Here is a 15413-nt window from a genome sequence, read left to right as displayed (position 1 = left end):
CTTACTCCTCGCCGCCCGGCACCGCCCGCTCCGCTGCCGCATCGGCCCGGCGCTGTGCTGCGAAGTCGCGGTTCCAGGTCAGCGCGCAACCCGTCTGCCCGCCGGAGCCCACCGGCGAGCAGGTGTCCGGCAGGCCCGCCGCCGTCCGCCCGACCCGGTCCGCCACCGCGGCACGGTTCACCCAGCTCTGGTTCTGCGCCGCGATCGGCTGATCGTCGCGCAGGCCCTTGGGGATGCGGAACGGCTCGTCGTCGCGCCCGCACACCACCACCTCGTCCGCGGTGCTTTGCGGGCATTTCTGGTCGCCGGTCAGGGTCACGCTGCGCACGCGCTTGGGCGGCTGGCCGGTCTCGGCCTGCTGATCGGCCGCTGCGGCCTGGGTCTGTGCGAAAGCCGGCAGGGGCGACGCGACCAGCGCGGCGATCAACAGGGGGCGAAACATGGGCGAATTCTCCTTTGTTGGGAACAACGTCGGGCGCGGCGCATGGCTCCATGCTGAACCGCGCCGATCCGCCGGCGCTAAAGCCGCAACATCGCCGCGATGTGTCGGCACCCCTGACACTTTGCAACATCGTGACACGCGTCTATGGCGGCCTCCATGATCCTCGTCGTCGACAATTACGACAGCTTCACCTGGAACCTCGTCCACTATCTCCAGGAACTGGGGACCGAGGTGGAGGTGGTGCGCAACGACGCCATCTCGGCGGGCCAGGCGCTGTCATCGGGCGCCAGCGCCTTTCTGATCTCGCCCGGCCCCTGCACACCGACGGAGGCGGGCGTCAGCCTCGACCTCGTCGCCGCCTGTGCCGATGCCGGCCGCCCCCTGCTCGGCGTGTGCCTGGGGCATCAGGCGATCGGCCAGCATTTCGGCGGCAAGGTGGAGCGCGGCGGGCTGATGCATGGCAAGACCTCGCCCGTGCTGCATGACGGCTCGGGCATGTTCGCAGGGCTCCCCTCGCCCTTCACCGCGACGCGCTACCATTCGCTGATCGTCAACGACGTGCCCGACAGCCTGATCGTCAATGCGCGCGCGCAGGACGGCGCAGTGATGGGCTTCCGCCACGCGCATCTGCCGATCCACAGCGTGCAGTTCCATCCCGAAAGCATCGCCACCGAACATGGCCACGCCATGCTCGCCAACTTCCTCCGCGAAGCGGGGATCGCCTACCGCATGCCCGCGCATCTCGCGGCATGACCACGGTTTCCCTGCTCCCCGATACCGCCTCGCCGCTGTCGCGCGAGTCGGCCCGCGTCGCCTTTGCCGACATCCTTGACGGCCGCGCCACCGAGGCGGCGATCATCGTCTTCCTGACCGGCCTGACCGAACGCGGCGAGACCGCGATCGAGATCGCCGAGGCTGCGCGCGCCCTGCGCGAGCGGGTCGTCCCGATCCAGGCGCCACCCGGCACCGTCGATGTCTGCGGCACCGGTGGCGATGGTCATCATACGCTCAACGTCTCGACCGCGGTGGCGCTCGTCGTCGCCGCGCTCGGCGTGCCCGTCGCCAAGCATGGCAACCGTGCCGCCTCGTCCAAGGCGGGCGCCGCCGACACGCTGGAAGCGCTCGGCCTCGACATGGACCGCGCCGGCGCGGTGGCGGAGGCCAGCCTTGCCGATCTGGGCATCGCCTTCCTGTTCGCGGCCAATCATCACCCCGCGATGAAGCGGATCACGCCGATCCGCCGCACGATCGGCCGCCGCACCATCTTCAACCTGATGGGCCCACTCGCCAATCCGGCGCACGTCACCCGCCAGCTCATCGGCATCGCCCGCCCCGACTATGCCCCGCTCTATGCGGAGGCGCTGAACCAGCTCGGCACCCAGGCCGCACTGGTCGTCTCGGGCGAGGAGGGGCTGGACGAACTCTCCGGCGCCGGCCCCAGCATCGCCGTCTCGGTCGGGACGCTCACCGCACCCGCGACGATCACGCCCGAGGATGCCGGCCTGCCCCGCCATCCCGTCTCCGCGATCCGCGGCGGCGACGCCGCCCACAACGCCGCCGCGCTTCAGCGCCTGCTCGCCGGTGAGGAAGGCGCCTACCGCGACGCGGTGCTGCTCAACGCCGCCGCCGCGCTCCTCGTCGCGGGGCACAGCACGACGCTGGGCCGTGGCGCGGTCGCCGCTGCCCGCGTGCTGGACGACGGCGCCGCCGCCCGCCTGCTCGATCAATGGATTGCCTACCGATGACGACGATGCTCGACCGCATCCTGGAAACCAAGCGCGCCGATGTCGCCGCGCGCAAGGCGACGATCTCGCACGCCGATCTCGACCAGCGGATCGCCGGGCAAAGCGCCCCGCGCGGCTTTCGCGCCGCGCTCGATGCAAGGACCGGCCACGCGCTTATCGCCGAGGTAAAGAAGGCAAGCCCCTCCAAGGGCCTTATCCGCGAGGATTTCGATCCCGTTGCCCATGCCCGCGCCTATGAAGCCGGCGGGGCCGCCTGTTTGTCGATCCTGACCGACGAACGCTGGTTCCAGGGATCGGACGCCTATCTGGAGGCGGGCCGAAACGCCGTGTCGATCCCCGTGCTGCGCAAGGATTTCATGATCGACCCGTGGCAGGTGCACGAGGCACGCGCGCTGGGCGCCGATGCCATCCTCATCATCGTCGCCGCGCTGGACGACGCGCAGATGCAGGAGATCGAGGCGGCGGCCCTCGAATGCGGGATGGACGCGCTGGTCGAGGTGCACGACCTGTCCGAGATGGAGCGCGCCGCGCGCCTCCGCTCGCGTCTGATCGGCGTCAACAACCGCAACCTGAAGACGTTCGAGGTGAACTTCCAGAACACCTATGATCTGGTCGGCTACGCGCCGCAGGGCTGCACCTTCGTGGCCGAAAGCGGCCTCACCAGCCGTGCCGACCTCGATGCGATGGCGCAGCACGGCATCCACTGCTTCCTGATCGGCGAAGCGCTGATGCGGCAGGCCGATGTCGAGGCCGCGACCCGCGCGCTGGTCGGTTGATGCCGGGGCTGACGCATATCGACGCGGACGGCGCGGCCCGCATGGTCGATGTCGGCGACAAGGCGGTGACGCAGCGCCAGGCGGTCGCGTCGGGTCGCATCACCATGTCGCGGCAAGCGGCCACCGCCATTGCCGAGGGTCGCACGAAGAAGGGCGACGTGCTGGCGGTCGCCCGCGTCGCCGGCATCATGGCGGCCAAGCGGACCAGCGACCTGATCCCGCTCTGCCACCCGCTGCCGCTGACGAAGATCGAGATCGATCTGGCGCTGGACGACAGCGGCGTCACCGCCACCGCGACCGCCGCCACGGCGGGGCAGACGGGGGTGGAGATGGAGGCGCTGACCGCGGTGTCCGTCACGCTGCTGACGCTGTACGACATGGCCAAGGCGCTCGACAAGGCGATGGTCCTGTCCGATATCCGCCTCCTCGCCAAGCAGGGGGGCAAGTCGGGCGACTGGGTCGCCCCTGTGGGCGCAGCTGCTCAGATTTCGTAGCAGAACCCGTCGCGCGCAGCGGCCGCCTGCCCGGCCCGACCGCTCATCCGCGCATGCAGCCGCCGGATCGTGTCACTGCCCGTGGTGGTGAACAGCGCCGGCACCGCGGCATGCACCATGCAGGCCAGCCCGCCGCCCAGCATCGCCAGCCCGAACCGGCTCGCGGTGCGCGCATGGTCGAGATAGCTTTCACCCACCGCACGCGGGTGCCGGGCGAAAACGGTATCGAGAACGGAAAGGGCTCGCATCGGCTTCTCCTTGGGCGGATAGGATATCGCATCCGTCCATCAGGGATCAACCACGGACCCTTGCCGCCCCGACGCCGTTCTCCCCCGGCCGCTTTGCGAAGGATATCGCCATTTCCGCCGCCACCCCGCTCGTTCCCGTCACGCAGGCACAGGCACGCCTGCTCGCGCTCGCCGTGCCCGTGTCCACCGAAACGCTGCCGCTGCGCGACGCGGCGGGTCGCTGGGCCGCGGCCGACATCGTCGCCGCCCGCACGCAACCCGCGGCCGACCTGTCGGCGATGGACGGCTATGCGATCCGCTTCGACGACATGCCCGGCCCGTGGCAGGTGATCGGCGAAAGCGCCGCCGGGCGCCCCTTCGACGCATCGGTCGGCGCACGCCAGGCGACCCGTATCTTCACTGGCGCCGCCCTGCCCCCCGGCACCGATACCGTGCTGATCCAGGAAGAGGCCGGGCGCGACGGCGCCAGCCTGACCCTCACCGGCGAAGGCCCGGCGCACGCCGGACGCAACGTCCGCCCCCGCGGGCTCGACTTCCACACCGGCCAGCGGCTGGTCGCCGCGGGCGAGCGTCTCACCCCCGCCCGCATCGCCGTCGCCGCGACGGGCGGGGTCGCCGTCCTCCCCGTCCGCCGCCGCGTGCGCGTCGCGATCGCCGCCACCGGGGACGAGCTGGTCGCGCCGGGCAGCGACGCCAGCGGCCTTGCGCTCCCCGAATCGAACGGCGTCATGCTCGCCGCGATGCTGGGCGACCTGCCGGTGGAGATCATCGACCTCGGCATCCTGCCCGACGACCTGGACGCGCTGACCCGCGCCTTTGCCGGCGTGCGCGCCGACCTGCTCGTCACCACCGGCGGCGCCTCGGTCGGCGATCACGACCTCGTCCGCCCCGCGCTCGCCGCGGCCGGTGGCACCATCGACTTCTGGCGCATCGCGCTGCGCCCCGGCAAGCCGATGATGGCCGGCCGGCTTGGCGACGCGCTCGTGCTTGGCCTGCCCGGCAATCCCGTATCCGCCTTTGTCACCGCCATGCTGTTCGTGAAGCCCCTCGTCGCCGCCTTGGCCGGCGCCGCCGACCCGCTCCCCCGCCCGGCCCTCGCCCTGCTCGGCGAAACCCTCCCCGCCAACGGCCCGCGCACCGACTATCTGCGCGCCGAACTCCGCGACGGCCGCGCCTACGCCTCCACCATCCAGGACAGTTCCATGCTCCTGACCCTCGCCCGTTCCACCTGCCTGATCGTGCGCGAGCCGCACGCCCCCCCGGCACAGGCGGGCGACTCGGCGGAAATCCTGCCCCTCGCTTGACGCAAGCCGAAACGTTCCTTATAAGTTCCACGTCTGTTCTGGACGGAGGTTCCGCGATGCTCACGCGCAAGCAGCACGAGCTGATCTGCTTCATCAATGACCGGTTGACGGAGACGGGCGTGTCCCCGTCGTTCGAGGAGATGAAGGACGCGCTCGACCTCAAGTCGAAGTCGGGGGTCCACCGCCTGATCTCCGCGCTGGAGGAACGCGACTTCATCCGCCGCCTGCCCAACCGCGCCCGCGCGCTGGAGGTGCTGCGCATGCCGGAGCGCCCGGCCGAGCCGAAGGCGGCTGCGGCACCGGCGTCGCCCGTCGGCACCACCGCGCCCGCCGCCGCCGCCAGCCCGATCCCGGCCAACGACGTGCTGGAAATCCCGCTGCACGGCCGCATCGCCGCCGGCCTGCCGATCGAGGCGTTCGAGGGGTCCTCGACACTGGCCGTCCCGGCCGCGCTGCTCGGCTCGGGCGAGCATTATGCGCTGGAGGTATCGGGCGATTCGATGGTCGAGGCGGGTATCCTCGATGGCGACTACGCTCTGATCCGCCGCACCGAAACCGCGCGCGATGGCGAGATCGTGGTCGCGCTGATCGACGACAGCGAGGCGACGCTGAAATATTTCCGCCGCGAGGGCGCGATGGTGCGGCTCGATCCCGCCAACCGCTCCTATGATCCGCAGCGTTATGCGCCCGCGCAGGTTCGGGTGCAGGGCAAGCTGTCCGGCCTTCTCCGCCGCTACGACTGATCGCGGCGGAACATGACCGCGCCGGTCCCGCCGATGTCGCACGCATCGCGAGACCGGGGCCGGTCATGCGATTATCGTACGCGCCTTCCCCCGCGTCACCATTTGGCCGCGCAATTGTAGCGATCCGGTAACCAAATCACGTCACCAGCCCCGCCAAAGGGGCGCAATGTCGCCCCATAGGGGGACGACGATCATGACCGCACATATCTGGCGCGCCGGTGCCGCATCCATCGCGCTTCTCGCCGCGCAGCACGCCACCGCCCAGGTCGCCGACACGGCAACGCTGGTCGCCGACAACCCCGCTCCCGGCGGCGACGGACAGGACATCGTCGTCCTCGGCTTCGGCCAGACCCGTCAGGTGCAGACGATCACCGCCGCCGATCTGGAACGCCTGCCGCCGGGTACCTCGCCGCTGAAGGCCGCCGCCAAGCTGCCCGGCGTCAATTTCCAGTCCGCCGACGCGTTCGGTGCCTATGAATGGTCGACGCGCATCTCGCTGCGCGGCTTCAACCAGAACCAGCTCGGCTTCACGCTCGACGGCGTGCCGCTCGGCGACATGAGCTATGCCAACGTCAACGGCCTGCACATCAGCCGCGCGATCATTTCCGAAAATATCGGCAGCACCACCGTTGCGCAGGGTGCGGGCGCGCTCGGCACCGCCTCGACCAGCAATCTGGGCGGCACGCTGCAGTTCGAAAGCCGCGCCCCTGCCGACACCGCCGATCTGGTCGCCTCCGGCACCTATGGCAGCAACGACACGGTTCGTGCCTTCGTCCGCGCCGATAGCGGCGATCTGGGGGGCGGGCTCAAGGGCTATCTGTCTTATGGCTACCTGACCACCGACAAGTGGAAGGGCTTTGGCAGCCAGCGCCAGCATCAGGCGAATGCCAAGCTGGTCAAGGAGATGGACGGGCTCGGCAGCATCACCGGCTTTGTCAATTTTTCCGACCGGCGCGAGATCGACTATCAGGATCTCAGCCTCGGCATCATCGCACGCCGCGGCCTGCGGAACGACAATATCGGCAACGATTATCCGCTGGCGATCCGCATCGCGCAGGTGTTCAACAACCAGAACGCTCGCGCCGCCAACCCCGCCGCCGCGCTGCCCTTCCCCGGTGCCGGTCTCGCCTTCCCCACCGGCATCGGCACCGTCGACGACGTCTATTTCAACGCCGCAGGTCTTCGCCGCGACTGGCTGGGCGGCCTCACCTTCGACATGCGCCTCGCCCCCACCCTCACCCTCACCACCACCAGCTACTACCACCACAACAAGGGCCAGGGCTCCTGGATCACTCCCTATCTCGCCACCCCGGCCGGCGCACCCGACGATGCCGGCCAACCCATCACCGCCCCCGCCCCGCTGTCCTACCGGACGACCGAATATGGCATCGACCGCGCCGGCAATGTCACGCGCCTGGCCTATGACCTGGGCCCCAATCGCTTCGAAGTCGGCGGCTGGTACGAGAGCAACACCTTCCGCCAGGCGCGGCGCTTCTACGGGCTGGCCGGCGGCACCGTGCCGAACCGCGACGTACTCCGCTTCCAGGACAATCCCTTCGCCACCCAGTGGAACGGCAAATACGATACCGAGACGCTGCAATATTTCATCGCGGACTCGCTCGATATCGGCCGGCTGACGATCAACGCCGGGTGGAAGGGCACGCGCGTGCGCAACCAGGCGAACCTCCTGACCGGTACGCTCGTCGCTGGCCGGATCGAGTCCAAAGACTGGTTCCTCCCGCAAGCCGGCCTCGTTTTCCGCCTCGGCTCGGGCGCCGAAATGTTCGGCAGCTATTCGGAAAACATGCGCGCCTTCGTGTCGTCCGCCACCTCCGGCCCGTTCGCGACCACCCAGACCGGCTTTGATGCGATCCGCGGCACGGTGCGCCCCGAAACCTCGAAAACGGCGGAGGGCGGCGTGCGCCTGCGTCGCGGCGGGCTGCAACTGTCGGCGGTCGGCTATTATATCGACTTCTCGAACCGCCTGCTCGTCTTCGCCAACGGGTCGAGCATCCAGGGCAATCCGCCGACGCTCAACAATGCGGGCGACGTCGAAAGCTACGGCGCGGAGGCATCCGCCTTCTACAGCATCCCCACGACGCCCTTGTCGCTGTTCGCCAGCTATTCCTACAACCGCGCCACCTATCAGGACGATGTCCTGAGCGCCGCCGGCGCCGTGCTGTCCCCGACCGCCGGGCGCACCGTGGTCGACACGCCCGAACACATGGCCAAGGGCGAGATCGTCTATGACGACGACCGCTTCTTCGCCCGCGCCGGCGTCGACTACATGACCAGGCGCTATTTCACCTATCTGAACGACCAGTCGGTCGGCGCCCGTGCGCTGGTCGATGCCAGCATCGGCTACCGCTTCACCGACGCGCCCGGCCTCCTGCGCGGCTTCACGATCGAGGCAAGCGTCACCAACCTGACCGATAAGGACTATATCTCCACCATCGGCACCAACGGCTACACCGCCAGCGGCGACAACCAGACGCTGCTCGCCGGCGCACCGCGTCAGTGGTTCGTCACGCTCCGTCGCGGCTTCTGATCGCGGCCGGGGGAGATGCGGGAACGATCCGCCTCCCCCGGCGCTGTTGGCCGGAACGCCATCAGGAGAGAAGGCCATGGAAGACAATCGCGTGTGGAGCTTCGAGGAAAGCCTCTGGACCGCCGACCATGAACATTATGCCGAGTCGATCGACGACGAATGCCTGATGGTGATCCCGCAGCCGCCCTATGTGGTCACCGGCGCGCAGGCGGTGGAGGCGGTGTCCAACACCCCGCGCTGGAGCAAGGTCGCCTTTTCCAACCAGCAGATTGCCCGCCCGCAGGAAGGGCTGATCGTCATCGCCTATCACGTCCGTGCCGAGCGCGAGGGTGAGCAGCCCTACGAGGCGCATTGCACCAGCACCTATCGCCGTCTGGCGCATGAGGACTGGAGCGTCATCCAGCACCAGCAGACGCCGCCCCTCGCCGCCAGCGTCGAGCAATAGGCCGCCACCGCCGGGGGGTGTCAGATCCCCCCGGCGATCACCACCCGTCCCTCGGCCTCCAGCGCGGTGGTCAGGTCCGCCAGGCACCGGTCGACCAGTGCCGCATCCGGGCTGCGCACGACGAAGTTCGCCCCCGTCCGCCCTTCGCGGAAGAAGGGATAGCTGCCGATCGATACGCCCTCATGGGCCTTCTCGGCGCTGCGCAGCATGTCGGCGACCTCGCTTTCCGCCACCCAGCAGCCGATCGTCCCCGACACCACCGGCCGCCCGCCCTCCAGCGTGCCCGTCAGCCGGTCGAGCATGCCCGCGGTGATGTGCGGCACCCCGGCCATGATGAAGATGTTCTCGACATGGATGCCCGGCGCACCCGACACCCGGTTCTCGATCAGCGTCGCGCCGTCCGGTACCCGCGCCATCCGCGCGCGCGCCTCGGTCAGCCCGCCGCGCGTCGCGTAATAGGCCTCCAGCACCGCCATCGCCTCCGGGTGGTGGACGACGCCCACCCCCAGCGCTTCGGCAATCGCATCCACCGTAATGTCGTCATGCGTCGGCCCGATCCCGCCGGTGGTGAACAGATAATCGTTGCGTGCGCGCAACGTATTCACCGCCTCCACGATCGCCTCCGTCCGGTCGCTCACCACCCGCACCTCGGCCAGCCGGATGCCCTGCACGTTCAGCCAGGTCGCGATCTGCGCGACATTGCGGTCCTGCGTGCGGCCCGACAGGATTTCGTCGCCGATGACGACCAGTGCCGCCGTCCAGATGCGTTCTTGGGTCATGGCCCCTGCCATAGCCTCGCAAAAGCGTCGCCGCCACGCTATATCGCGCGCCATGACCGACTATGTGACCGTCTCCCCCGATGCGCCGGAAGGGCGCACCGGCGCGATCAAGCTCCATGGCCCCGCCGCCTTTGCCGGCATGCACAAGGCCGGGCGCCTTGCCGCCGAAACGCTCGACATGCTGGTGCCGCACATGGTCCCCGGCGTCACCACCGGCGAGATCGACCGGCTGATCTACGACTTCGTCACCGCCAATGGCGGCTATCCGGCGACGCTCGGCTATCGGGGCTATACGCACTCCACCTGCATCTCGATCAACCATGTCGTCTGCCACGGCATCCCCTCGGAAAAGCCGCTGAAGTCGGGCGACATCGTCAATGTCGACGTCACGCCGATCGTCGATGGCTGGCACGGCGACACCAGCCGCATGTACCTGATCGGCGACGTACCGCTAAAGGCGCGCCGGCTGGTCGAGATCACCTATGAATGCCTGATGCTCGGTATCGAGCAGGCGCGGCCCGGCAACCATATGGGCGACGTCGCCCATGCCATCCAGCGCCATGCCGAGCGGCACCGCTACGGCGTCGTCCGCGATTTCTGCGGACACGGCCTCGGCCAGCTCTTTCACGACGCGCCCGAGGTCGTCCATGTCGGCCGCCCCGGCACCGGCCCCGAACTGCGCCCCGGCATGATCTTCACCATCGAACCGATGATCAACATCGGCCGCCCCGACGTGAAGCTGCTCGACGACGGCTGGACCGCGGTAACCCGCGACCGCTCGCTGTCCGCGCAGTTCGAACACTCGATCGGCATCACCGAAGAGGGTTGCGAGATCTTTACCCTCTCCCCCGCCGGCCACACCATGCCGCCTTACGCCTGAAGCCCCCTCTCCCCCTTGGGGAGAGGGGCTTACCCTCTAATCGAACCCCCGCCCGAACACCGACCACCCCGTCCGCCGCGCGATCATCTCCAGCGCGCGCACGCCCAAAATGCTGTTGCCATGCTGGTCCAGGTTGGACGACCACACCGCGATAGCCGCGGTATCGGGCACGATCGCCAGGATGCCGCCCCCGACCCCACTCTTGGCCGGCAATCCGACGCGCAGGGCAAAGTCGCCCGATCCGTCATAATGGCCGCACGTCATCATCAGCGCGAGCACCTTGCGCATCCGCTGCGCCTCGGCGTCGGCCGCATCGTCGCCCCGCACCCGCGCGTCATGCGCCAGGAACAACCCGGCCCGCGCCAGCGCGCCGCAATCCAGCGAGATCGCGCATTGCCGGACATAGGCCTCCATGACGTCGTCCGGTTCCGACTTCAGGTTGCCGTGATGCCGCATGAAGCTCATCATCGCCCGGTTCAGGTCGCCGCCCTCCTCCTCGCTGGCCATGACCTCGTCGTCCAGCGGTACGGCATCCACCCCCAGCTGCCGCGCGACCAGCGTTTCGGCCCGCTCGACATCGCAGTCTACCAGCATGTCGACCACCACCAGCGCGCCGGCATTGACGAAGGGGTTGCGCGGCAGGCCCTTGGTCCGCTCCAGATCGATGATCGAATTGAACGGATCACCCGAAGGCTCGCGCCCCACCCGCTCGAACACCCGGTCCCCGATCGCACACAGCGCGCGTTCCAGTGCGAACACCTTGGCGATGCTCTGGATCGGAAAGCGCGTATCCGCCGCGCCGGCGGTCAGCACCGTGCCGTCCAGCGTCGCGATCGCCGCCCCGAACGGGCCGGGCTCGGCACCGTCGTCCTTGGCGTCCGCCGATGCCTCGATCTCGGCGGCATCCCGCGTGATCTCATCGGCCACCTCGTGCAACATCTCGTTCAACCCGTCGTGCAATCATCGTCTCCTGACTGACCATGTTCCTCAACCAGTGACGCCATCTGGCGGGTCCAACAATCATCCCCCGCCGCTGTCCTACAGGGCCGGCTTCGGCTATCCTCCTGCCATGTCCCGAACCGCCCATCTGCCTCCTGTTGCGATTGCAACAATAGTAAGTGGACACGCGCTCTGGGGCGCTAGTGTCCACTTCCGCAAAATCTGCCCCTCGCGCCGGGGTGACGAACGCCCACGGCCCCGCTAAAGGCGCGCTCCATGACTGAGATCACTGCAGAGATCGTCGCCGAACACGGCCTGTCCCCCGAGGAATATGAGCGCGTCCTCCACGCGCTCGGCCGCGAACCCAATCTCGTCGAACTCGGCATCTTCTCGGTCATGTGGTCCGAGCATTGCAGCTACAAGTCGAGCCGCATCCACCTGAAGAAGCTGCCGACCGAGGGCCCGCAGGTCATTTGCGGCCCCGGCGAGAATGCCGGCGTGATCGACATCGGCCCGGGCCCGGACGGGAAACCGCAGGCGGCGATCTTCAAGATGGAGAGCCACAATCACCCCTCCTATATCGAACCCTATCAGGGCGCGGCGACCGGGGTCGGCGGCATCCTGCGCGACGTGTTCACCATGGGCGCGCGGCCGGTCGCGAACCTGAACGCGCTGCGCTTCGGCCGTCCCGACCACCCCAAGATGCGCCACCTGATCGCTGGCGTCGTCCACGGCATCGGCGGCTATGGCAACTGCGTCGGCGTGCCGACGGTGGGGGGAGAGGTGAACTTCCACCCTGCCTATGACGGCAACATCCTGGTCAATGCGATGACCGTCGGCGTCGCCGACACGGACAAGATCTTCTATTCGGCCGCCAGCGGCATCGGCAATCCGATCGTCTATGTCGGGTCCAAGACCGGCCGCGACGGCATTCACGGCGCCACCATGGCCTCTGCCGATTTCGGCGAGGATGCCGATGCCAAGCGCCCGACCGTACAGGTCGGCGACCCCTTTACCGAGAAGCTGCTGATCGAGGCCTGCCTCGAACTGATGGCATCGGACGCGATCGTCGCCATCCAGGACATGGGCGCCGCCGGCCTCACCTCCTCCTCGGTCGAGATGGCGTCCAAGGGCGGCGTCGGCATCGAACTCATCATGGACGACGTGCCGCAACGCGAAACCGGCATGACCGCCTATGAGATGATGCTGTCGGAAAGCCAGGAGCGCATGCTCATGGTGCTGAAGCCCGGCCGCGAGGACTTCGCCGAAGCCATTTTCCGCAAATGGGAACTCGACTTCGCCGTCATCGGCCGTGTCACCGATACCGGCCACATGGTGCTGCGCCACAAGGGCGAGGTGGTGTGCGACATTCCCCTCGCCCCGCTCGCCGACGATGCACCACTCTACGATCGCCCGCACGTCCCCACCCCCAAGCTGCCCGAACTGACGGGCGTGCCGAGCTGCAAGGACCCGGCGGCCGACCTGCTGACCCTGATGGGCTCGCCCGACATCGCCTCGCGCCGCTGGATCTGGGAACAATATGACCACATGGTCGGCGCCAACACCGTGCAGCGTCCCGGTGGCGACGCGGCGGTGGTGCGCGTGCACGAGACGAGCAAGGCGCTGGCGATGACCACCGACTGCACGCCCCGCTACTGCTTCGCCGACCCGGTCGAGGGCGGCAAGCAGGCGGTGGCGGAGGCGTGGCGCAACCTGACCGCGGTCGGCGCGACGCCGCTGGCGATCACCAACTGCCTCAACTTCGCCAATCCGCAGCGGCCCGAGATCATGGGCCAGATCGTCGGTTGCCTCGACGGCATGGCGCAGGCGTGCCGCGCGCTCGACTTCCCGATCGTGTCGGGCAACGTCTCGCTCTACAACGAGTCCAAGGCGACCGGCGGCGGCTCGGCGATCCTGCCCACCCCCGCCATCGGCGGCGTCGGCCTGCTCCAGAATTGGGAACAGTCCGCCACGATCGCGTTCAAGGGCACCGGCGACGTCATCGTCCTGATCGGCACCCCCAAGGGCCATCTCGGCCAGTCGCTCTGGGTGCGCGAGATCCACGGCCTTGATGGCAAGGATGCCGGTCCGCCGCCCTCGGTCGATCTTGCCGAGGAACGCCGGGTGGGCGACGTGGTCCGCGCCGGCATTCTCGCCGGCCATCTGACCGCCGTCCATGACGTGTCCGATGGCGGTCTGGCCGTCACGCTCGCCGAAATGGCGCTTGCCGCAAATATCGGCGCACTGATCCAGCTGCCTGAGCGCGGCGAGGCCTGCCGCCAGCTCTTCGCCGAGGATCAGGGCCTCTACGTCGCGACCATCGACGACGCCGCGCTGCTCGACTTCCTCACCGCCGCGCACGCCGCCGGCGTGGAGGTCGAACGCATCGGCCGCACCGCCGGCTCCCGCCTGATCTTCGAGCGCGAGGACGGCGACTTCGTCGTCAAGCTGGACGACCTGCGCACCGCCCATGAAGGCTTCTTTCCCAAGCTGATGGGTGCCGACGCCGCCCTGGCCTGAACGCTGAACCACCCTCTCCCCTCTGGGGAGAGGGCCCGCTGCCGAAGGCGGTGGGAAGGGTGAGCGGCAGCCAAGCAGAGCCACCAATGGGCAGCTCTCAAGCCGTGCCGGTCTCCGCCACCTTGTTCGCATCCCGCCTGAGCACGGCATAGCCCACCGCCGCCGACACCAGCGACGCGATCAGCACGCCCAGCGATGCCGTCTCGCGCATCTCGCTATCCCCGAACGCCAGCCCGGCGATGAACAGCGAGATGGTGAAGCCGATCCCCGCCAGCGCGCCGATCGCCGCCACCATCGGCCACGTCACCTTGTCCGGCCGCTCGGCAAAGCCCAGCAGCGACGCGATCCAGGTAAAGCTCATGAAGCCCAGCGGCTTGCCGACCGCCAGCCCCGCCACGATGCCCAGCACCAGCGGCGACGTCACCGCGCCCATCAGCTCGGCCGAAAAATGGATGCGGACGTTGGACAGCGCGAACAGCGGCAGCACCACATAGGTCACCCACGGGGTCAGCGTCTCGATCACCCGGCCGCTCGTCACGTTGGTCGCGCTGGTCATCTCCTGCAGATAGCCCAGCCGGTCCTCGGCCTTTTGCTGCGCCTCCATCGCCTCGTCCTGATCGTCGCTTTCCTCGGCGGTGCGATGCGCCTTCTGGAACTCGTCGATGCGGCGCTGCACACGCTCGGCGAACTTGCCCTGGTCCAGCCGCGGCGTCACCGGCACGGTCAGGCCGATCAGCACACCCGCGATCGTCGCATGCACACCCGATTCGAACACCCCGCCCCACAACACCATCGCCAGCACCACATAGGGCACCGACGATACCCAGCCGAGCCGCCGCAATCCGATGATCCCGCCGAGCGCGCCCGCCGCCACCACCAACCCGCGCCAGTCGATCGACTCGGTATAGGCAAAGGCGATCACCAGCAGTCCGCCGACATCGTCCACCGCGGCAAAGGCCAGCATCAGCGCGCGGACGCCGGCCGGCAACCGGTCGGAAAACAGCGCGATCAGCGCCAGCCCGAACGCGGTGTCCATCGTCACCACCGTCCCCCAGCCCACCGCCTCCGGCCGGCCATGGGTGATGGCCAGGAACAGCAGCACCGGCACGACCATGCCGCCGATCGCGCCCGCCAGCGGAAACGCCGCGGTCCGCCACCGCGACAGCGCACCGCCGACGATTTCGCGCTTCACATCCGCACCGATGATGACGAAGAACAGCGGCAACAGCGCGTGGTCGATCCACTCGGCCAGCGAATGCGACACGCCGCTCCCGCCAAAGGCCAGCGTGAAATCGGTGTCCCAGAAATTCTCGAACGTGCCGGCAAAGGCGGTGTTGGTGCAGATCAGCGCGACCAGCGTCGCCACCGCCAGCGGCCCGCCCGTCACCTCGTGCCCGGCAAAGAACGGCCCGACCTTGTGCAGGAACGCCGCCGCCGCCGGTGAATGATGCGCGCGGGCGGTGGTGCGCCCGGTCATGCGAGGAGACAATCCCATGGCAACCGAATGCCTTGGACGGCCATAGAGTTGCATGCGCCACTCTGCCATGGTC

At 68.6% G+C, this 15413-nt stretch carries 15 protein-coding genes; 10 read left to right on the top strand and 5 right to left on the bottom strand.

What is annotated here, in order from left to right; all coding sequences use genetic code 11:
* Position 1 precedes the first annotated feature (1 nt).
* Positions 2–442, bottom strand: a complete 441-nt coding sequence (locus tag NPJ82_RS07055; protein ID WP_112382457.1) for a hypothetical protein — start codon at positions 440–442, stop codon at positions 2–4.
* A gap of 156 nt (positions 443–598) precedes the next feature.
* On the opposite strand from NPJ82_RS07055, the gene NPJ82_RS07050 reads away from it, so the two are divergent.
* From NPJ82_RS07050 to moaC, 4 genes are read left to right on the top strand one after another with little or no spacing between them, the layout of a single operon-like run.
* On the top strand, positions 599–1195 hold the full coding sequence (locus NPJ82_RS07050; protein ID WP_112382662.1) for an aminodeoxychorismate/anthranilate synthase component II: 597 nt from the start codon (positions 599–601) through the stop codon (positions 1193–1195).
* Complete coding sequence (trpD, locus tag NPJ82_RS07045; RefSeq protein ID WP_342658819.1) at positions 1192–2187, top strand: anthranilate phosphoribosyltransferase; 996 nt, start codon at positions 1192–1194, stop codon at positions 2185–2187. Before NPJ82_RS07050 ends, trpD begins: the two co-directional genes overlap by 4 nt.
* Positions 2184–2963, top strand: a complete 780-nt coding sequence (trpC, locus tag NPJ82_RS07040; protein ID WP_342658818.1) for an indole-3-glycerol phosphate synthase TrpC — start codon at positions 2184–2186, stop codon at positions 2961–2963. Before trpD ends, trpC begins: the two co-directional genes overlap by 4 nt.
* A complete protein-coding gene (gene moaC / locus NPJ82_RS07035) occupies positions 2963–3457 on the top strand; it encodes a cyclic pyranopterin monophosphate synthase MoaC (RefSeq protein ID WP_342658817.1) in 495 nt (164 codons plus the stop codon). The genes trpC and moaC overlap by 1 nt, the downstream gene beginning before the upstream one ends.
* On the opposite strand, the gene NPJ82_RS07030 is transcribed toward moaC, so the two are convergent.
* Entirely contained in the window at positions 3445–3705 is a 261-nt protein-coding gene (locus NPJ82_RS07030) for a DUF6356 family protein (RefSeq protein WP_149681648.1), read from the bottom strand. The genes moaC and NPJ82_RS07030 overlap by 13 nt on opposite strands.
* 110 nt (positions 3706–3815) lie before the next feature.
* On the opposite strand from NPJ82_RS07030, the gene NPJ82_RS07025 reads away from it, so the two are divergent.
* From NPJ82_RS07025 to NPJ82_RS07010, 4 genes are all read left to right on the top strand, one after another.
* A complete protein-coding gene (locus NPJ82_RS07025; protein ID WP_342658974.1) occupies positions 3816–5009 on the top strand; it encodes a molybdopterin molybdotransferase MoeA in 1194 nt (397 codons plus the stop codon).
* 56 nt (positions 5010–5065) lie between these two features.
* Entirely contained in the window at positions 5066–5752 is a 687-nt protein-coding gene (lexA, locus tag NPJ82_RS07020) for a transcriptional repressor LexA (protein WP_112382463.1), read from the top strand.
* A 193-nt stretch (positions 5753–5945) separates the two neighbouring features.
* Positions 5946–8300, top strand: a complete 2355-nt coding sequence (locus tag NPJ82_RS07015) for a TonB-dependent receptor (RefSeq protein ID WP_342658816.1) — start codon at positions 5946–5948, stop codon at positions 8298–8300.
* A gap of 76 nt (positions 8301–8376) precedes the next feature.
* A complete protein-coding gene (locus tag NPJ82_RS07010) occupies positions 8377–8745 on the top strand; it encodes a DUF4440 domain-containing protein (protein ID WP_112382465.1) in 369 nt (122 codons plus the stop codon).
* Between the two features lie 20 nt (positions 8746–8765).
* Here NPJ82_RS07010 and NPJ82_RS07005 read toward each other — a convergent pair whose 3' ends face one another.
* Positions 8766–9524, bottom strand: coding sequence for a molybdopterin-binding protein (locus NPJ82_RS07005; protein WP_112382466.1), 759 nt, complete (start codon positions 9522–9524; stop codon positions 8766–8768).
* Positions 9525–9576: 52 nt separating this feature from the next.
* Between NPJ82_RS07005 and map the strand changes: the two genes are divergently transcribed.
* The gene (map, locus tag NPJ82_RS07000) at positions 9577–10404 is read left to right on the top strand and encodes a type I methionyl aminopeptidase (RefSeq protein WP_149681654.1); all 828 of its coding nucleotides are present in this window, start codon (positions 9577–9579) and stop codon (positions 10402–10404) included.
* Between the two features lie 36 nt (positions 10405–10440).
* Here map and glsA read toward each other — a convergent pair whose 3' ends face one another.
* On the bottom strand, positions 10441–11364 hold the full coding sequence (glsA, locus tag NPJ82_RS06995) for a glutaminase A (protein ID WP_342658815.1): 924 nt from the start codon (positions 11362–11364) through the stop codon (positions 10441–10443).
* Positions 11365–11619: 255 nt separating this feature from the next.
* Here glsA and purL point away from each other — a divergent pair, with 255 nt between their 5' ends.
* On the top strand, positions 11620–13863 hold the full coding sequence (purL, locus tag NPJ82_RS06990) for a phosphoribosylformylglycinamidine synthase subunit PurL (RefSeq protein ID WP_342658814.1): 2244 nt from the start codon (positions 11620–11622) through the stop codon (positions 13861–13863).
* Between the two features lie 97 nt (positions 13864–13960).
* Here purL and nhaA read toward each other — a convergent pair whose 3' ends face one another.
* The gene (gene nhaA / locus NPJ82_RS06985; protein WP_240313471.1) at positions 13961–15340 is read right to left on the bottom strand and encodes a Na+/H+ antiporter NhaA; all 1380 of its coding nucleotides are present in this window, start codon (positions 15338–15340) and stop codon (positions 13961–13963) included.
* Between the last annotated feature and the right edge of the window lie 73 nt (positions 15341–15413).

The organism is Sphingomonas sp. NY01 (assembly GCF_038809135.1).
Classification (GTDB): Bacteria; Pseudomonadota; Alphaproteobacteria; order Sphingomonadales; family Sphingomonadaceae; genus Sphingomonas; species Sphingomonas carotinifaciens.
The sequence above is the reverse complement of the archived record's forward strand: the minus strand, read 5'-3'. Positions and strand labels throughout refer to the sequence as shown.